The 19,463-nt window shown below is 60.4% G+C and carries 14 protein-coding genes; 10 read left to right on the forward strand and 4 right to left on the reverse strand.

Translation table 11 applies throughout. From position 1 onward, the window contains the following. The first annotated feature begins 45 nt into the window (after positions 1-45). Together G6K99_RS18920 and G6K99_RS18925 are read left to right on the forward strand one after the other, a co-directional pair. A complete protein-coding gene (locus G6K99_RS18920; protein WP_371816241.1) occupies positions 46-1,962 on the forward strand; it encodes an ATP-binding protein in 1,917 nt (638 codons plus the stop codon). Continuing rightward, positions 1,949-3,316 (forward strand): sigma-54 dependent transcriptional regulator, encoded by a 1,368-nt coding sequence (locus G6K99_RS18925; protein WP_174197478.1) that lies wholly within the window; start codon positions 1,949-1,951, stop codon positions 3,314-3,316. Before G6K99_RS18920 ends, G6K99_RS18925 begins: the two co-directional genes overlap by 14 nt. A 36-nt stretch (positions 3,317-3,352) precedes the next feature. Here G6K99_RS18925 and G6K99_RS18930 read toward each other — a convergent pair whose 3' ends face one another. Both G6K99_RS18930 and alr read right to left on the reverse strand, forming a co-directional pair. Continuing rightward, complete coding sequence (locus tag G6K99_RS18930; protein ID WP_174197479.1) at positions 3,353-4,609, reverse strand: D-amino acid dehydrogenase; 1,257 nt, start codon at positions 4,607-4,609, stop codon at positions 3,353-3,355. A gap of 9 nt (positions 4,610-4,618) precedes the next feature. Next, positions 4,619-5,773 (reverse strand): alanine racemase, encoded by a 1,155-nt coding sequence (alr, locus tag G6K99_RS18935; protein WP_174197480.1) that lies wholly within the window; start codon positions 5,771-5,773, stop codon positions 4,619-4,621. Between the two features lie 125 nt (positions 5,774-5,898). Between alr and G6K99_RS18940 the strand changes: the two genes are divergently transcribed. After that, on the forward strand, positions 5,899-6,363 hold the full coding sequence (locus tag G6K99_RS18940) for an Lrp/AsnC family transcriptional regulator (protein ID WP_062458837.1): 465 nt from the start codon (positions 5,899-5,901) through the stop codon (positions 6,361-6,363). On the opposite strand, the gene G6K99_RS18945 is transcribed toward G6K99_RS18940, so the two are convergent. Next, complete coding sequence (locus G6K99_RS18945) at positions 6,360-6,569, reverse strand: hypothetical protein (RefSeq protein ID WP_174197481.1); 210 nt, start codon at positions 6,567-6,569, stop codon at positions 6,360-6,362. The two genes, G6K99_RS18940 and G6K99_RS18945, sit on opposite strands and share 4 nt — an antisense overlap. Here G6K99_RS18945 and G6K99_RS18950 point away from each other — a divergent pair. The 7 genes from G6K99_RS18950 to G6K99_RS18980 are packed head-to-tail and all read left to right on the forward strand — an operon-like array spanning position 6,543 to position 18,938. Further along, a complete protein-coding gene (locus G6K99_RS18950) occupies positions 6,543-7,979 on the forward strand; it encodes an NADH:flavin oxidoreductase (RefSeq protein ID WP_174197482.1) in 1,437 nt (478 codons plus the stop codon). The two genes, G6K99_RS18945 and G6K99_RS18950, sit on opposite strands and share 27 nt — an antisense overlap. Further along, entirely contained in the window at positions 7,976-9,499 is a 1,524-nt protein-coding gene (locus G6K99_RS18955) for a c-type cytochrome (RefSeq protein ID WP_174197483.1), read from the forward strand. Before G6K99_RS18950 ends, G6K99_RS18955 begins: the two co-directional genes overlap by 4 nt. Beyond that, the gene (locus G6K99_RS18960; RefSeq protein ID WP_174197484.1) at positions 9,496-9,927 is read left to right on the forward strand and encodes a hypothetical protein; all 432 of its coding nucleotides are present in this window, start codon (positions 9,496-9,498) and stop codon (positions 9,925-9,927) included. Before G6K99_RS18955 ends, G6K99_RS18960 begins: the two co-directional genes overlap by 4 nt. Continuing rightward, entirely contained in the window at positions 9,924-11,405 is a 1,482-nt protein-coding gene (locus G6K99_RS18965) for a cytochrome c (protein WP_174197485.1), read from the forward strand. Before G6K99_RS18960 ends, G6K99_RS18965 begins: the two co-directional genes overlap by 4 nt. A gap of 18 nt (positions 11,406-11,423) precedes the next feature. Then, positions 11,424-14,231, forward strand: a complete 2,808-nt coding sequence (locus tag G6K99_RS18970) for a c-type cytochrome (RefSeq protein ID WP_174197486.1) — start codon at positions 11,424-11,426, stop codon at positions 14,229-14,231. Between the two features lies 1 nt (position 14,232). Then, the gene (locus G6K99_RS18975; RefSeq protein WP_174197487.1) at positions 14,233-16,065 is read left to right on the forward strand and encodes a GMC family oxidoreductase; all 1,833 of its coding nucleotides are present in this window, start codon (positions 14,233-14,235) and stop codon (positions 16,063-16,065) included. After that, positions 16,065-18,938: an ABC transporter permease gene (locus G6K99_RS18980; RefSeq protein ID WP_174197488.1), complete on the forward strand. Its 2,874-nt coding sequence runs from the start codon at positions 16,065-16,067 to the stop codon at positions 18,936-18,938. The genes G6K99_RS18975 and G6K99_RS18980 overlap by 1 nt, the downstream gene beginning before the upstream one ends. 15 nt (positions 18,939-18,953) lie before the next feature. Here G6K99_RS18980 and G6K99_RS18985 read toward each other — a convergent pair whose 3' ends face one another. Beyond that, complete coding sequence (locus G6K99_RS18985) at positions 18,954-19,421, reverse strand: Lrp/AsnC family transcriptional regulator (protein ID WP_062458856.1); 468 nt, start codon at positions 19,419-19,421, stop codon at positions 18,954-18,956. Positions 19,422-19,463 lie beyond the last annotated feature (42 nt).

Genomic DNA, 19,463 nt, shown 5'->3' on the forward strand with positions numbered 1-19,463 from the left:
TCGGGTAAAGCGATTTGTGCGGAGTACCGCACTCGTCCTTGATGTTTGTGCGAAATTATGCTCATAGGGGCGATGTCCTACACAAACGATCCTCACCCTGCTGAGCACCTGGTTCGGAAGTTTCGGCTGGCCTGGATCGTGTTTGGCGTCGCTGCGATCAGCATCGTGGTCGCCGCAGGGTTTGCGGTCGAGCGCTACGGCCGCGCATCAGCTTTAACGCGACTTAAAGCGCAGGCTCGAACGGATGCGGACTTGAAGGTTGCTCTTCTGCAGGCCGTGCTCGAGCGACCGCGGGCGCTACCGTTGCTTCTGGCCGGTGACCGCGAGGTCCGCGACGCTTTGGTCGACCTGAGCGCCGATGCGGCTATCGCGAAGAGAGAGGCACTGGATGCCAAACTCGAAGACCTGGTTGTCAAGACCAATGCCAGCGTGATCTATGTCGTTGGCCCGGACGGGATTGCGATCTCGTCGAGCAATTGGCGGGAGCCAACAAGCTTCGTCGGCAACGACTATACGTTCCGTGCCTATTTCACGCGGGCGATGCAGGAGGGGGCGGCTGAACATTTCGCACTCGGCAGCGTCAGCAAACGGCCCGGTCTCTACATCTCGCAACGCGTCGGTCCGGCCGAAGCGCCGCTCGGGGTGGTCGTTGCAAAGATGGAGTTCGATCAGCTGGAAGCGGACTGGCGCAACTCGCAGCGCCCTTCGTTTGTTGTTGATTCCAGCAACGTCGTACTGATCACCAGCCTCCCATCCTGGCGGTTCATGACGACCCAGCCGCTGGATCCGGACGATCTCGGCGCCATTCGCCAAAGTCTGCAATTCGGCGATGCGCCGCTTCTTCCCCTGCCATTCATCGGTCAGCAGCCGGTCGGAGACAACGCGCGGACGCTGCAGGCTATTCTTCCGGGAGGCGCGGGAGCAGAAGACTTCCTGGAGATCACGACCCCGATCCCGTCGACCCCCTGGCGCTTCGAATATCTTCTGCCAATTTCCAAGGCGATGTCGGATGCGCTTCGCGAAACACGGCTGATGGCGATCCTGGTCGTAACGACACTATTGGCGCTGGCAGCGTTCCTGCTGCGACGTCGGCAAGTGACCGAAATGGCGATTGCCCAGCAGAGGCTTGCGCGGGAAGATCTCGAAAATCGGGTTGCGGCGCGCACGATCGACCTCAGTCTGGCGCGTGACAGGCTGGAGGCGGAGATCATGGATCACAAGCAGACCGAGAGCCGGCTGCAGTCCGTCCAGCAGGATCTGGTGCAGGCCAACAGGCTTGCCATCCTCGGCCAGGTTGCAGCCGGTGTCGCCCACGAGATCAACCAGCCTGTCGCAACGATCCGCGCCTATGCGGACAATTCCAAGGTACTGCTCGAACGGGGCAGGGCCGAGATTGCGGTCGAAAATCTGGATCACATCGCGTCTCTCACGGAACGGATCGGTGCGATTACGGATGATCTGAAGGCACTTGCGCGCAAAGGTCGACCGGCTCCGGAACCGGTCCTGCTGCAGGAAGTCTTCGACGGTGCGACAATGCTGGTTCGCAGCCGCTTCACGGGACGAATGGATACGCTGAAGATCATGCCGCCGCAAAGCGGGCTGGTCGTGATGGGGAGCCGGTTGCGGCTGGAACAGGTGTTTATCAATCTGTTCCAGAATGCGCTGGAGGCTGTTGAGGGCCGGCCGGATGCGTTGATCCAGGTGACGACGGATGTGTCTCCCGATCGGGTGCTGGTGCATGTCTGCGATAACGGTCCCGGCATCGCGCCGCAGATTCTCGAGGCCCTGTTCGAGCCCTTCAACTCGTCGAAGGAAAAAGGGCTGGGGCTCGGCCTCGTCATCTCCAAAGACATCGTCACCGATTACGGCGGGCGCATCGAGGTCGAGAGCCGCGATGGACGGACCTGCTTTACAATATCGCTCGTGAGAGCTGATGAGGAAAACGATCATGACAGAGCCTGACATGGGCGCGGTGCCGGTCATTCTGATAGACGACGACGCCGATCTCCTGCGCGCCACAGGCCAGACGCTGGAGCTTGCCGGTTTCGAGCCGATCGCGTTCACCTCGGCCACGGACGCCCTGTCTAAAATTTCCGCCGACTTCCCGGGCATCGTCGTCTCCGACATCCGCATGCCGGGGCTCGATGGTCTCGAACTTTACGACCGCCTCCGCAGTCTGGACGAAGAGCTGCCGGTCATTCTGATGACCGGCCACGGCGATATTCCAATGGCTGTGAAGGCCATCCAAAGCGGCGTCTACGACTTCCTTGCCAAGCCGTTTGCGACGGACAGGCTTGTGCAATGCGTCCGGCGCGCTGCTGAAAAGCGACGTCTGACACTGGAAAACCGCCGGCTGCGCGCAGCGGCTCAAAGTTCCAGCCAGGAATCCCCGTTGATCGGCCAGACACCGGTCATGCAGCGGCTACGCAACATGCTTCGCCAGATCGCCGATACCGATATCGATGTCCTCGTCACCGGCGAGACCGGAAGCGGCAAGGAAATCGTTGCCGGTCTTCTGCATGGATGGAGCCGCCGTGCAGCCGGGAACTTCGTGGCGCTCAATTGCGGCGCCTTGCCGCAGCAGGTGATCGAAAGCGAGCTGTTCGGTCACGAACCGGGCGCCTTCACCGGCGCGCAGAAAAAGCGCATCGGTCGCATCGAGCACTCGAGCGGCGGCACGCTTTTTCTCGATGAGATCGAGAGCATGCCGATGTCTGCGCAGGTGCAGATGCTGCGCGTGCTGGAGATGCGCGAGGTGATGCCGCTCGGGACAAACGAAGTGCGTCCCGTGGATCTGCGGATCATCGCCGCGTCCAAGGTGGATCTGGGCGATCAGGCTCAGCGCGAGACGTTTCGGGAGGACCTCTATTTCCGGTTGAACGTCGTTACGATCGCCATTCCGCCCCTGCGGGAGCGGCGGGACGATATTCCCCTGTTGTTCAGCTATTTCGCAGATCGTGCCGCAACCCGCTTCGATCGGGAAGCGCCCTCGATCACGCCAACAATCGGCCAATACCTGCGCGACCATCACTGGCCCGGCAACGTCCGCGAGTTGTCCCATTTTGCCGAGCGTGTGGTTCTGGGGCTCGATCCGACAAGCTCTCCCGCTCAGCAATCAGCCGATCCGGAAACGGGTTCGCTGCCCCAGCGGCTGGAGCGATACGAAGCCGAGATCATTCGTGAAACGCTGACGGCGTGCGATGGCGATGTGCAGCAGACGATTGCGGCGCTCGGCATTCCCCGCAAGACTTTCTACGACAAGCTGCAGCGGCACGGCATCGTCAGAAGCGAATTCGCGGACAAGCGCCTTTCCTGAACTTGCTCTCGGCTCCGCGTTTGCGTGCGACGCCGATCAGCGGCGCGCGTATCGCGCATAGGCAAGGTCGGTTGCATCGATGTCGGGCGTTTTGCCGCTGACGAGATCGCTGATCACCCTCGCCGAGCCACAGCTCATCGTCCAGCCCAGCGTTCCGTGCCCGGTATTGAGGTAGAGACCACTGATCTTAGTTGCTCCGATCACCGGCGTGCCATCCGGAGTCATCGGGCGAAGACCCGACCAGAACGACGCCTTGGTGATATCGCCGCCGGGGAAAAGGTCGGTCACGGAATGTTCGAGCGTACGCCTGCGCGGCGCACCGAGATCGTTCGTATAGCCGGAAATTTCGGCCATGCCGCCCACCCGGATGCGGTCGCCCAGCCGCGTGATGGCGATCTTGTAGGTCTCGTCCATGATCGTCGATTCCGGCGCGCGGCTGGCATCCTTGATCGGGATGGTCAGGGAATAGCCCTTGACCGGATAGACCGGCAGATCGATGCCGTGGTCTTTCACGATCAGTGGCGAGTAGCTGCCGAGAGCAACCACGACCGCATCACCGCGTAGCGTTTCGCGGTCCGTCACGACACCCCTGACCTTACCGCCTTCGACATCGAGCCGTTTGATGGTCGTACCATAGGCAAACCGGACGCCGAGCGCTTCGGCCTTGGCGGCGAGAAGATTGGTGAACTTGAAGCAGTCGCCGGTCTCGTCTTTGGGCGTCAGAAGTCCGCCGACGATCTTTTCGCGCACATGGGCGAGCGCCGGTTCTACCCGGATACAGCCTTCGGGATCGAGCACTTCATAGGGAATGCCATCGGCCGCGAGCGCCTTGACGTCCTTTGCGGAGGCGTCGAGCTGCTGCTGTGTGCGAAACAGCTGCAGCGTTCCCTGCATGCGCGCGTCGTAATCGATCCCGGTTTCATCCCGGACATCTGCAAGGCAGATCCGGCTGTAATCGGAAAGTCGCAGCATCCGGCTTTTGTTGATCGCGTAGCGCTCCGAGGTGCAGTTCGACAGCATCTTGAACATCCACGACAGCATGGCGCGATCAAGTTTCGGGCGCAGGATCAGCGGCGCGTGCTCCATGAAGATCCACTTGAGTGCCTTTCGCGGAATGCCCGGTGCCGCCCAGGGAGAGCAGTAACCGAACGAGACTTCGCCGGCATTGGCGAAACTTGTTTCGAGCGCAGGGCCTGTCTGGCGATCAACAACGACGACCTCGTGGCCGGCCTTGGCCAGTTGATAGGCGGTGGTCGTGCCGATGACGCCGGCGCCGAGTACGATGACTTTCATGGCATTCCCCTAGACGTCTTGCAGCTGAACTTGGCGGTATAGTCTTTGGTAACGGTGCCCTAGGCCCGTGAGTATCTCATAGGATATCGTTCCGGCGGCCTCGGCAATCGCTTCCAGCGTCTGGTGTTCCCCGACCACCTCGACGAGACTGCCGAGTGTCAAAGTATCCTTTGGCAGCGCGCTGACATCGATGATGATGCTGTCCATGGAAACCCGCCCGACGATCGGCAGTCGTACGCCAGCGTGATACACTGCACCCGTGCCGCTGAGGGCACGGGGCAGGCCGTCCGCATAACCGGCTGCGATCGTTGCCAGATGCATCTCTCGGTCAGCAATATGCGATCCGCCATAGCCGATCCGGGTTCCGGTCGGCACGGTACGTGTCTGGACCACGGCGACATCGAGTCTGACGACCGGCTCCATCGGGTTTGGAGCTCCGACGGTCGGGTTGCCGCCGTAAAGCGCAATGCCGGGCCGCGCCAGCGTGTGGTGGAAATCGCCTCCTAGAAAGATGCCACCGGAATTGGCGAGGCAAATCCGAATTCCCGGAAACAGACCAGAAAGTCTTTCAAATTCCGCCAGCTGCTCGCCGTTCATAAGGTGTCCGCCTTCGTCGGCGCATGCGAGATGGCTCATGACGAACTGGAATTCCAAGCCGGCATGCTCGTTCATTTCCCGGGACAGGATGCTGCATTCTTCCGGCGACAAACCGAGACGGGACATGCCGCTGTCGACCTGCAAAACTGCGGGGAGCGATCGGCCAACCTGACGGGCGAGCTCAGACCAGCGGCGCAACTGAGGCAAAGAGTTCAGGACAGGGATGATGCCGTCGGCAGCGCAGCGCTCTTCGTTTCCGGGCTGCAGTCCGTTCAAGACATAGAGACGTGCATCGGCAGGGAGAGTATCCTTGAGCCTGATGGCCTCGACGAACTGGGCCACGAAAAAGTCCTGGCATCCGGCATCGCCGAGCGTTCTTGATACGACCGTTGCACCAAGTCCATAGGCATTAGCCTTCACGACCGCTGCGCAGCGTGCCGGTCGAAGCATGGCGACGAGCGTTTCGTAGTTGCGCCGGAGGGCACCCAGATCGATTGTCAGGTATCCCGATGCACCCTCGGCAACGAACTGTACTTCGGCGTCACCAAACGAGGACGAAATATCCATGCTGCTGCCCTCCCTGTGAGAGCAGATTATTTGAATATTCGGTGAGTTTGGTGCTTATTTGATGACAGGATGTGCGACGAATACCGATATTCTGGTGAATTCTGTCGTGTTTTGAAAGAATATGCATGGAAGCGATAGATGCGATCGACCGCAACCTTCTCCGGCTCCTTCGTCTGAACGGGCGGATCAGCAACGCGGCACTGGCCGCGGAAGTCGGGTTGTCTGCCTCCGCGTGTCTCAGGCGCGTCAAGCTCCTGGAAGAAGCCGGCGTCATCCGCGGGTATACGGCGCTGATCGACAATGGCCAGATCGAGAGCGCCATCGCCGTGATTATTAACATCACGCTGGAGCGGCAGACCGAGGATTACCTCAACCGGTTCGAAGCTGCTGTGAGGAAACATCCGGAAATTCAGGAATGCTTCCTGATGACCGGTGGCTCGGATTATATCCTGAGGGTGGAAGTTGCGAGCGCCGGCGCGTTCGAGCGCATCCACAAGGAAATCCTGTCGGCACTTCCCGGGGTTTTGCGGATCCATTCCAGCTTTTCCATCCGAAACGTGCTTGCCTCACGTTCGAAAAACCGTCGTTAGAAGATCGCTCCCGACAGTTCACCTTCGAGAATTGAAGCCAGTTTCGGGGTTGCATATTCCCGTTGCAAGCTCGATAAAATTGCAATAACGTGATCATCAGTCACAAGCATTTTACGCATAGCATCCAAAAATTCTGACCTTTGAATTTGGCGTCCACTTAACTCAGCGGGCGAACGATGATGCATGACGATCAGCAGTACACTCACGAAGACAATTCCAGACAGATTTTCCAGGAGCTGAAATTCCGCTCTTTGACGGTGAAAAACCGTCTTTTCCGATCGAATGTCTCGGGGCAGTTCGACGATTACAACGGTCACGGCGGATCTGCGCGTCTGAATTGGGAGGAGAAATTCGCCCGCGGCGGGGTCGGCTGTATCATCTCGTCCTTCACGCCGGTCTCCGTGCGTGGGAGAATCCTCGTGCGCTACGCGATGATCGATGATGATGACAAGATCCCGTTCTGGAGGGCGATCGGCGACCGGGTGCACGCTCACAACTGTCGGTTCTTGATGCAGCTCAGTCATTCGGGCCGCCAGCAGGACATGGGCGGTGCTGAAAACCTCTACAAAAGGGGACTGAGCTCAACGAACAAAAGCGATTACTTTCACGGCCTGCTCGCCGAAGCGATGAGCAGGGAGGATATTCGCACTGTCGTCGAGCAGTTTGCCCAGGGCGCGCGCCGGGCCAAAGAGGCCGGTCTCGACGGTGTCGAGCTGCATGGCGCCAACGGCTATCTCATCACGCAGTTTCTCAGCAGCGGCATCAATGACCGCACCGACGAATATGGCGGCGACTGGGAAGGGCGGGCGCGGTTCGTTCTGGAGATCGTTCGCGCCATTCGCCGCGAGGTCGGTCAGGACTTTCACCTGCAGATGAAGATCAACGGGGTCGATCACAACGACTGGCTCTATCCCTGGATCAGGAAGGGCAATACGCTCGACGAGACGGTCAAGATCTGTACCCTCCTCCTGGATGGCGGCAAGGGTGTCGATGCCTTCCATATTTCCAGCGGGTCGACCTTCCCGCACCCCCGCAACCCGCCGGGTGATCTGCCCCTGAACGACCTGCGGCGCTGGTATGACGGCATGCTTTCGCAAGGCACAAGGGCGCGTTTCAACTATTCGATCTTTTCGAATCCGGTCCTGGGACCTGCATTTGTGGCCTGGTGGCGTTTCCGGCGGGGGAAAGTCATCGAAGGCATCAACCTCGATTATGCCCGCGCTGTCACGGAAGCGGTCCGGGGCATCGATCAAAGCGTCAAGGTTCTCTGTACGGGCGGTTTTCAGCATGCCGATGTGATCGGCGAGGCGATCCGCAGCGGCGCCTGCGATGCCGTCAGCATGGCAAGACCGTTGATTGCCAACAATGATTTGCCGAAGATCCTCAAGACCCAGAATGGCCCGGACAAAGGCCGCGAGTGCACCTATTGCAACAAGTGTCTTCTCAATGATCTGGAGAACCCTCTCGGCTGCTACGAGGTAAAACGGTATCCCGGGGCAACGTTTGAGGCCCGGCATCAGCACATGATCGACGAGGTCATGTCGGTGTTTACGCCGCCGGCCTTTGCGGGAAGCGTTGTGGCGACACCACCTCAGGCGGTGGAGGCGGAGCCATGAGTGATCTCAACGATCCGCTGACCCCGGTCGAGATCGTCCTCGGGCGCAAGCGGAAAATCGTCGTGGTGATCGCAGTGCTTGTGCTCGCAGCGATCGTCTACTGGCTCGTTTTCGTCAACCAGTATGTCGTCGCGTTCCGAAACCAGGAAGATCATTTCCTCTACGGCTCGATTGGCAGCGAGGCATCGACCGGGCCACCCTACTGGGTCTTCAAGGCGCTGCCGGTGATGTATGCTGACAAGCTTGGGCCGGCCGGATGGGGTCATTTCGGCATGCTTTACGAGGAGCCGGGCGACGACCTGCCGATCGGCGTCTCCAGGCGTATCGTGTCCGGAGTCGATCGCGTCTGGCTGAACTGCTCGGTTTGTCATGTCGGAACCTACACGCTTCCGAACCAGACGGAGCGGCATCTGGTCTACGGTGCACCTTCAAACAATTTGCGGCTTCAGGAATTCATTCTCTTCTTCATCGACCTCGGGTCGGATCCCGGGTTTACCGCCGACCGGCTGATCGCCGCGATCAACAGTCCAGAAGTCGGCGGTCATCTCAATGCGTTCGAGCGGGTGGTGTATCGCTATGTCATCTTTCCGCGCCTCCAGGCGGCATTCGCAGATCTCGGCAAACGGCTGACATTTGTTGCGCGGCAGGAGAAATGGGGGCCCGGGCGGGTCGATACATTCAACCCCTACAAAAGCCTGCAGTTCAACTTTCCGATGGACGCTGCATCGATCAGTGATGCAGCGCTGAACGGAAGCTCCGATTATCCGTCGATCTGGCAGCAACGGCCGCGGGAGGGAATGAACCTTCACTGGGACGGCAATAACAATTCGGTTGCCGAGCGCAACCTGAGCGCAGCACTCGGCGCAGGTGTGACACCGGTAACGGTGGATCGATCGTCGATCCGCCGCATCGAACAATGGATGTGGGATCTTCCCGCGCCACAGTTTCCGGCAAAGGTAGATGTCGACGCTGCCGAGCGCGGCAGGGAGGTGTTCTCGGATACCTGCGCCGGTTGCCATGGCATGAAGACAGGCGGAACCTATTCCTACAATACCGATCATTTCAAGCGGCTCGGCCAGACGGTCGCACTGGCCGATATCGCGACGGATCGCGGCCGCTGGGCCTCCTACACACCGGATTTTGCGGCCGCACAGAACCAGCTCTATGCGGGCTATCCGTGGCGTTTCAAGCGGTTCCACAAGACCAACGGCTATGCGAACCATCCCCTCGACGGGATCTGGGCCCGCTCACCCTATCTGCACAATGGGTCCGTACCGACGCTGCGGGATCTGCTCGAACCCTCGTCGCAGCGGCCGGCCCGGTGGTATCGCGGCAGCGAGGTGCTCGACCTGGCACGGGTCGGATATCGATCCGACGATGCGGCACCGGGCGATCAGCTGTTTCTCTATGACACCTCAAAAACCGGTAATTCCAACCGCGGACACGAGGGCAAAGCTTACGGCACGGAGCTTTCCGGAGCCGATAAGGATGCCCTCGTCGAATACATGAAGACGCTATGATCAGGACCCGCTCGCTCAGCACCTGGAAGGCCCGTCACGCCATCGTCGTATGGATCGGCGTGATCCTGAACCTGTGTTTCGTGCTGCCGCTGATCTTCTGCCCGGAATGGCTGCTTTCCCTGTTCGGCATCGTCGTCAACCAGGTGATCTGGGCGCAGTTCGCGGGCCTCCTGCTAGGTATTCTCTCCGTTTTCTATATTCCCGCGTCGATCGATATCGACCGCTACCGGCTATTTGCCTGGCTGCAGGTCTTTCCATCGCGCACAGCCGGCGTCGTGTTCTTCCTGCTTGCCGTGACGGTGTTCGACCAGCCGATCGGCTATATCACCGGTGTCCTTCTCGATGGTTCGGTGGCGATCCCGACGCTGATCTGCCTCCTCAACATCAGCCGCCTTGAACAGGAACTCGCCGACGGGGGCCGCCCATGAGTGTGCGCAAAAACCGGCTGTTCTGGAAAGGGCTTCTGGCGCTGCTGGTCGTCGTCGTGGCGGGTGCGCTTTCCGTTTATCTTCTTCTTTTCCGCCCGGTTGCCGCCCCTCGTACGGAGGATCTCGCCCGGCTTTTCAATCACGGCTCGATCGGCAATGAAGAGGTTCAGGGCCTGCCCTACTGGATCTGGCGCGTGCTGCCGCAGATCTTTCCGGAGCATGTGCCGAACGGCAAGGATGGCTACGGTGCCTTCGGCATGTACTGGCGTGCCGGAGACAAGGTGCCGATCGGCTTTTCGGTGACGACACTGGGTGTCATCGATCGCGTCTCGCCCAACTGTGCCTTCTGCCATCAGGGCAGCTACCGGCTGAAACCCGATGAGCCTCGCGTGCTGGTCTCGGCCGGTGCCGGAACGCGCGTTGATCCGCAGGCCTATATCCGCTTCCTGATCAAGGTCGGTGCCGATGCCCGCTTCACCGCGGACCGGGTGATGCGGGAAATCACCACGATCTACGACATGCCGCTTTATGAGAGGTTGCTCTACCGTTTCGTTCTGATCCCGGCAACCCGCAAGGCATTTCAGGATCAGGCACGGCGGTTCGCTTGGCAGGACACTCGACCCGACTGGGGCCCGGGCCGCATCGATCCTTTCAACCCCGTCAAATTCCAGAACCTCGAGCTCCCGGACGACGGCACGATCGGCAATTCCGACATGATGCCGCTGTGGAACCTGGACGAGCTTGCCCCGACGAACATTCGCACCTTCTCGCTCCATTGGGACGGGTTGCAGACGGATGTGCGCGAAACCGCGGTATCGGGCGCCATCGGCGATGGCATGAGTTCCAAAACCTTTCTGCGGACGCAGGAAAACCTCGACCGGATGATCGCCTTCACCTCGGTGCAGCGGCCGCCGCCTTCGCCGTTCAAGAGTAGTCGTGAGACGAACGATCCCCTTCGGGTTGACGCCTCCGCCGTCGATGCGGGGCAGGAAATCTACCAGGCGCAGTGTGCCGTCTGCCATGACACGAACGGTGCGCGCTACCGATCTCCGATCCCGATTGTCGAACTCGGAACGGATCGGCATCGCATCGACATGTGGAGCCCCGCGGCGAAGTCCCGATATGCCGATTACGAGACTGGCTACCGGTGGGGGTTCACGCATTTCCAGAAGGCGGAAGGCTACGTGGCCGTCGATATGGCGGGCCTGTGGTTGCGCGGGCCATATCTCCACAATGGCAGCGTTCCGACGCTTGCCGATCTCCTCAAATCTCCGGAACAGAGGCCGAAGCAGTTTTATCGCGGCTCCGATCTCGTCGACACGGTGAACGGGGGTTTCGTCAGCGCCGAGCAACCGGAAACGGGCGGGTTTCTCTATGACACGAGCCTGCCGGGCAACGGCAATGGCGGCCATCTCTGGGGCACGGACCTGCCGCAGGCCGAAAAGGACAATTTGCTCGCCTATCTGAAGACACTTTGAAACCGGGGAGGGGGACGCATGCACGGTTGGACCAAGAAAGCGAAGCGTTTCCTCTTCTGGCTGGTCACGACCGCTGCCGCTTTGGTGGTGCTCTTTTTGTTCGTGGCCGGCTTCGTCGTCTGGTCACTCATCCAGCCACCATCCGATCAGTTCGGCAAGGTCGAGGACGAGGCCAAGCTTGCGCGGCGCGACGTTTCCAGTCTGCCAGCCGCAACCGAGCCCTATTTCGCCGAGATGGACAAGGGTCTCCTCAAGGGGATTGAGGGAGGGGCGTATCCGCAGGAAATCCGCCAGATTGCAGCCGCGACGGGGCTTGACCCCGAGGCGATCCGACAGGCGGCAATCCGCGGTCAGAATGCCTGGATTGTCTGGACCGGCGGCAATGATCGCTTCTGGGATTTTGCCGCGCGCAACACGATCGGAGCATTTGATCTTCTGAAGACGGTTTCCTCGCATCCGAGCCAGGCCTATGGCCGCGACAATCGCTTTCGGTATCTCGGGCTCGTCAATGAGCCGGGCTTCGATGAGGCGACGGGACCGGACCCGAAACACTTCGGATTGTGGCTCGACCAGCGCCGGACTGACACGCCTCCCGATCCGTTCGGCGGCAATCCGGACGCGGACAGGCGATACCCAGGCGTGGAAGTGGGTGCGCGGGGTAAACCGGTTGAGTTTGAAGCCCGGGAGGTGACCCTGCCGGTCGGCTCCTATTACGGGGAACCGACCGGCGTCATGGGGCTGCGCCTGTTTCCCAACCCGGATTTCGACTTGAAGGCCTCGAAAAAGTGGGACCCCGACCGCTACTATAACGACCCTTCCTACTACAACGACAAGGATCTGGTGCGTCCGTACCGCGTCGGCATGTCCTGCGCGTTCTGCCATGTCGGACCGAACCCGATCACGCCGCCGGCGGATGTGGAAAGGCCGCAGTTTTCGCAGATCACCTCGAACCCGGGAGCGCAGTACTTCTGGGTGGACCGGATCTTCTTCTGGAACACGCAACCGCGCGGCGAGGACGATAAGCCGACCTCCAACGAAGGCAATTTCCTTTTCCAGCTGTTCCACACCAATCCGCCGGGCTCGCTGGATACCTCGCTCGTTTCGAGCGATTACATCAACAACCCTCGCACGATGAATGCGGTCTATGAGACAGTAGCGCGCCTTGGAATTGCATCCGGTACGGGCTGGGAAAATTTGACCGGCGACGAGCTGGCGAACAAGCAGTTTCAGGATTACTCGCAGACGGCGGCACTGCATGCCTTCTTCAACAAGCGGGATGGCAAGTCTGCTTCGATGCGGGTGCTGAAGGATGGGTCTGACTCCGTCGGCACGCTTGGGGCGCTCAACCGTGTTTACTTGAACATCGGGCTGTTCAGCGAAGAGTGGCTTCTGCACTTCCGCCCCTTCCTGGGTGGCCAGAAGATATCGCCAATCCGCGTTCCGGATGCACAAAAGAACTCCGTCTATTGGCAGGCGACCGAGACGATGACGGCCGACATGGCGATCTTTTTTCTCGTCACCGGTCGCTCCGATCTCCTCAAGGACGCGCCGGGCGGAAAGGAGCTGCTGGCCGCGCTGGATCAGCAGCAGGTAGCCCGTGGTCGTGATGTCTTCGCTGAAAACTGCGCGGCGTGCCATTCGAGCAAACAACCCAAGGCTCCGGCCGAATTCGGCGTTGGCGAGGGCATCTGCGAGGGCGGCGGCGCGGGGCCGCAGTACCGTGAATGCTGGGACCGCTACTGGGCCTGGGCACAATCGGCGCAGTTCAAACAATTGATGCGTGCGCAGGCCGAGAAACCGGACTTTCTCGTCGACAACTATCTGTCAAATGAACGAAGGGTGCCGATCGATCTGGTGCGCACTAATGCGTGCAGTGCCATCGCCACCAATGGCCTGGCCGGCGATATCTGGGATAACTTCACCTCGTCGACATACAAAACCCTGCCTGCACCGAAGGAAGTGACGGTGCATCATCCGGTTTCGGGTGCAGCAACGCCGATGCAATCACCGGGTAACGGACGCGGCTATTTGCGACCGCCTTCGCTGATCAGCCTCTGGTCGACGGCGCCCTATCTCCTCAACAATTCCGTCGGGCACGAAATCCCCTATTCCTACCCGCGTTATGGCAAGGATACGGAAAGCGGGCCGGTTGGGACGTCCGGTACGCAGGCGAACTCCGGCAACGGAAACTACCCACGATCTCCCAGCGCCTGCCCGGCTGCGGATCCCAAAGACCCCTACATGCCCTGTATCGAAAACCGGCTTTCGGCCTTCGACACGTCGATCCGGCAGATGCTTTCACCGGAAACGCGGCGGATGGACAAAGCGACCGAAGAGGCCGTGCCAGGCTATATCTATCGTACCAGCGCCCCTTCCTGCCTGATCATCCCAAAAGGCTTCGTGCCGGATCAGATCCGCCCCTTTAGCGGCTTGCTCAGCCGCATTGCGCCCTGGGCGTTCAAGGATGACGGATCGATTGCACTCGGGCCCTTCCCGTCGGGATTTCCGGTCAATGCGCTGGTCAATACCAAGCTTTTGCCGGATCATGACGAAGATGCCTGGCCCGTTTACAAGCGGCTGATCACCAATGGTCCCGGCCTGGTTTCGGCCTTCGCAGAGCTGGGCGGGCAATGCTCCGCGCAGGAACTCGCCGACCCGGCGGTGCGGAGCCATTCCGAGACGGTCGTGCGCGAGACCGGCCTGATCGATCGGCTCGTGACCCTCAGCAAGTGCCCCGATTACGTCGTCAATGCGGGACATGCCTTCGGCTCGGATCTGTCGCAGGCGGACAAGGACGCATTGATTTCATTTCTGAAGCAGCTTTGACATGGCAGGGAGCGAAGCGACCCACGACTACATCGTGATTGGCGCCGGTGCGGGTGGGGCGGTCGTGGCTGCGCGGCTTGTGGAGGCGGGGTGCACCGTTCTGGTGATCGAAGCTGGTGGTGATCCGCTCGCCGAACGGCCTTACAGCGATGCGGTTGCAAATGACGACCCCGATATGCCTCTGGCCGATGCTTATAAAGTGCCGGCGTTCCATGCCTTCGCGTCCGAACACGAGGGTTTGGCGCGTGATTACTATGTCAGGCATTATGAGGATCCGGCCGTGCAGAAACGCGACTGGCGGTACTGCGATGAAAAGGGCGGAATTCTCTATCCCCGTGCACAGGGGCTGGGTGGCTGCAGTGCCCATCATGCGATGATCATCGTCAAACCGAATGCCTGCGACTGGAACCATATCCGCGACCTCACAGGCGACGAGAGCTGGCGGGCTCCGCATATGCAGACCTATTTCGAACGGATCGAACGCTGCCGCTACCGCATCTTTTTCTGGCGCTGGCTTTCCTTCCTCACTGGTCTCAATCCGACCGGACACGGCTGGTGGGGCTGGATGCAAACGGAACTGGTTTTTCCGCTGAGACCAATCCGCGACCGCCTGCTGTTGAGCTCGCTTCTGCGCTGTGTGCGCGCGGCAGCTGATGCCTTCGGTCATTCCGGGACGCAATGGGAGACGGCGGAAACCGATCCGAATGCGCACCGGGTCTGGAACCCCTTCGCAAGCGGCATCCGCATCGCGCCCCTTTCCACCCGCAGGCATGTGCGGCATGGGCCGCGCGAACGGTTGCTCGACGTCAAGGCGAGGTATCCCGACAGGCTCGATATCCGGCTGAGAACAGCGGTGGCGCGTATTGCGATTGAGGATAGGCGCGCCGTGGGCGTCCACGCGATCGATGCGAACGGCAACGAACTCTTCGTTGAGGCGCGGCGAGAGGTCATCCTCGCAGCCGGCGCTTTCGCATCGCCGAAGATCCTGATGCTGTCGGGAATTGGCGATGCCGCTCATCTCGCTCGACACGAGATCGCCGTCGTCGAAGATCTGCCGGGCGTTGGCCGCAATCTGCAGGACCGATATGAGATCGGCGTCGTCAGCCGCATGAACAAGCCCTGGGCGACGCTTAAAAACGCAGCCTATTCGATCCGTGACGCGGAATACCGCAAGTGGCGGCGCTTTCGTCTTGGCAACTACACAAGCAACGGCCTGTTGTTTTCCATGGCGCTCAAATCGCGCGACAGCCTGAACGAGCCTGATCTCCACTGCTTTTCGCTGCTGGGTGATTTCCGCGGCTACTACAAAGGCTATTCGCAGCGGATCAGAAAGAAAGACTATCTGAGCTGGGTCGTGCTGAAGGCCTATACGGAAAACCGAGCCGGTACAGTGAGGCTGCGTTCTTCGGACTGGCGGACAGACCCGGACATCCAGTTCCATTCGTTTGCCGAAGGCAGCGGTGATTACCGTCGCGATCTCGATGCGATGGTAAAGGGCGTCCGTTTCGTGCGCAAAGTTGCCGAAGGGATGGACGACCTCGTTGCCGAAGAGGAAGAGCCCGGCCGCTGGCGCGACAGCGACGAAGCACTGCGCAACTACGTGGCCGAAAACGCATGGGGTCACCACGCCTGCGGGACCTGCGCCATCGGGCCGCGTGACAGCGGCGGCGTGACGGACAGCCGGTTCAAGGTGCATGGCGTCGATGGGTTGAGGATCGTGGATGCGTCGGTCTTTCCCCGCATTCCCGGCTATTTCCTCGCCTGCGCGGTCTACATGATCGCCGAGAAGGCGGCCGACGTTTTGCTTTCGCCACCACAGGGGGAGATGGCGTGATGACGCAGGTTCAACCACGCGGCCGGTCTCTCGTTCGGCAAGCCTATCCCTGGCTGAACGACAGGGTTGCGGATTTCGTTCGCGGCTGGCGACGTCTGGATGCGTGGGCCAACCGGCCGCTTCCGACAAGGCGACGCGCCTACTGGAAACTGCTCGCCCCGGACCGTTATCCCTGGTACGCGCCGGCGCTGTTTCTGGTGCTGACCGTCATGCTGGCACTTGGCCCCACCATGGAAACCGATTGGCCGAACCTCATTCTGCTGGTGATCGGACTTGTGCTTTTTCTGGGTCTCAACGCTCTTGCCGAGCGTCGCCAAGTCGCCAACAACTATCTGCTGACCGGGCAACTGACATGTCTGGTTGCGATGCTGGCATTGCTGTTGTGGAGTTCTCTGCCCGAGGTCTACGGAGAGATGGTCGCCGCACCCCGACTGCACGTGGGCGTGGCCGTCGTTCTTGCGATGACCGTCGCGCTTGCTGCTGCATTCGGTTTTGCCGCAGCGCTATTCAGGTCGACAGCCGATGGAGGATTGGCCGATGCCCTGCCAGAGGTGGAGCTGTTTCTTCCCAAGGATCGCTACAGTTTCGTGGGGGGCGGGGCGAAAGCTGCCTTCTTTTCCGCCTTGGCAATCGCTCCGGTTCGCTATCCGGTAGAACTCCTTCTGCCCGGGTCGCTGCTGACCCTGTTCGTACCCGACCATCTTCTTGCCCTGACTTTCCTTTTCGTCGGCGGGATCATGTGGATCTTGCTCTTCCTCGGCATTCTCTTCGAGCGGCTGATGGAAATCCTGAAGACGCTGGGCCGGATGTTTTTCATCGGTCCGCAGCGCGTGATTTCCATTCTCGTCATTGCCGTCGCCGGGGCACGGCTCGCGGAAATACATTTCATCACGTACCTCTTCAATGGCGGCAGCACGGGTTATGGCAACCCGGTCCTGATGCTTTACATCCTGCTTTCTTATGCGTGCGCTTGGTATTACGGTTTCTGGACCGACCAGTTTGTGGCCCGCAGGCTCATGCGCATGCTCACACTCAAGCCCGACTGGCGCACCGCCATATCGGTCGGTTATCCCTACCACGGTGATCCGACACTCAGCCGCGTCGAAAGCGAAGGTCGCACGATCAGTTTGCATGGCGCCGGCCGCTTGAAGCTGCGGGGTCACTACGAAGACGGGTATGCCGGCGGCGGCACGGCTCTTCAGTTCATGACGCCCGCGGAGCTGATCGGTCAATTCCGGCGCCAGATAGAGCTTCGCTCACGCGACATGATAAAGGCAGACGATCTGCTGGCGAGCCTGCGCAATTTCGAGCGGGCGGCGGTGATCTATCCGGTCATCGTCGGAACGTTGGCCTTTGGCCTGATTGTCGGGCCGATTGTCCTGACGTTCTATTACGCGGTGCAACCGCCGGAGCTCACAGTCCATGCCGAGGGTGGGGGCGGTCGCGATGCTCTCGCGTTCATGAAGAACCAGGATTATGAAAATGGCGACTGCTCACCTCTGAAAGCGGGCATGCCTCGCATCGCCATCGCGGCTTCCGGAGGTGGTACACGCGCTGCAATCTATACCGCCTCGTTGCTGAGGGGCTTGGCGGAGGCGGGACATGTCTGCGACGTGGTGATGGCGAGCGGCGTTTCCGGCGGGAGCGCTGCGCTTGCGTATTTTGGCTTGCACGAGGCGGAACTGCGCTCCCGGGGTGGCGTCGGCTTCATGGCGTGGGAGCGCTATTCGCGGGAAATGGCGCATCCTTATATTGAAGATGTCATCAATCGCGCCAGCGACCTGCGGATCACATTCGGTCGCTTTCAGTGGAGACGTTTTACATGCGGCGAGCCGGCGGTGCCGGATGGTTCTGTGAGCGGCCTTGCACCAGCCCGCTCCAAACTCGGCCATATCCTGGCGGAATCCTTCGCCTGCCGAATGGGGGCGGGAAAGATGGGCGACGTCTCGTTTGGATTGATGCTGAATTCGTCGATCGTCGGATCCTATCCCGATCCTGGAAATCCGTGCCGCCGAGGCGACGGGTATTCGCTGCCGGAACAGGCCAGCCGGTGCCAGGGGTTGCTGGATGGCGCGGGCGCGGGCGGGCGGCTTGTGCTGACCAACATCGGATCGACCCAGACGATGCAGGCAAGTACGTCGCCCGGGATGGAAATCGTCACCATCGACGAACCCGACGTCTCTGTGTCACGGGCCGCAGCATTGAGCGCCAATTTCCCCCCTGTGTTTCCGGATGCCGCCGTGGATATCATGCCGAGCAGCGGCACGGCCAAACGCTATTGGGTGACGGACGGCGGGACGGTCGAGAATCGCGGTACAGTGACCATGTATCGTGCCTTGCGCGATGCGGCGAGACGAGAACCCAAATCTTGCGGGTGCGGCAATTCGCCAAGGTTCGCCCCGCTCCACGTCATCGTCGCGGATGTTTCCGCTCTCGCGGGGCCCTATAGCGAAAGTTTCGGTTTCGACTCTGTGCTTGGAGCCGGTGGACAGCTCGGGCTCGGCATGGAAGCGGAACTGCGCGCCGACCTCAAAACGCTCTACGAAACGACCCACTGCAGCAAGATCTACTTTCATGACATCGTGATACCGCCCGTTTTTTCGAGCAATGGCGGCATCGGAACGCACTGGCTGCTGCCGGGCTCGATGACGTTTCGCGATCCCAACCATTCGGGCGAACAGGTTACGCTCCATGCCGAGGACGTCGAAAAACTCGTGCTGTCTCTGCACAGCAGCCGGGCCTTCAGCTACCAGGACAACGGGGGCGTCAAGAGGGTCTTGGGTTGGGCGCAGGATGGTCCCGGTAACCGGCATCGTGCCAATTGGGTCAGGCTGCTCGACATGTTGAACGGAAAGCTGCCGCCGCAACTCTGACCAGTGGTCTTGGACCTATCGTTCCTTCACCGCCTCCATGGCAACCGAGGTTGAGGTGCTTGCCACAAATGGCAGACTGGAGATTTTCTCGCCCAGCACTTCGCGATAGCGGCGGATGTTGGGTGTGCGGATCTTCAGGAGGTAATCGAAACGTCCGGCTATCATGTGGCACTCCTCGACCTCGGGAATTCGCCATACTGCTGCGTTAAACGCGTTGAGTGCCGTTTCGCGCGTATCGGACAGTTTCACCTCTGCGAAAGCCACATGGTCGAGGCCGAGTTTCTTCGGGTTGAGAACGGCGCGAAAGCCGAGAATGAAGCCATCCTGCATCAGCCGCTTCAGGCGCGCATTCACCGGGGTCTTGGACAAGCCGACTTTGTCGGCAAGATCCGTCACCGAGACCCGGCCATCGCCGACAAGGACATCCATGATCTTCCGGTCGAAGTGGTCGATATCCCCAGGTGTATCGCTCTTCCTCTCCATTTTCTCTGTACTCCTCCCGAAACGTGGTGAATTTCTCCAAAT

It is taken from the genome of Neorhizobium sp. AL 9.2.2, assembly GCF_013317225.1.
Classification (GTDB): Bacteria; Pseudomonadota; Alphaproteobacteria; order Rhizobiales; family Rhizobiaceae; genus Neorhizobium; species Neorhizobium soli.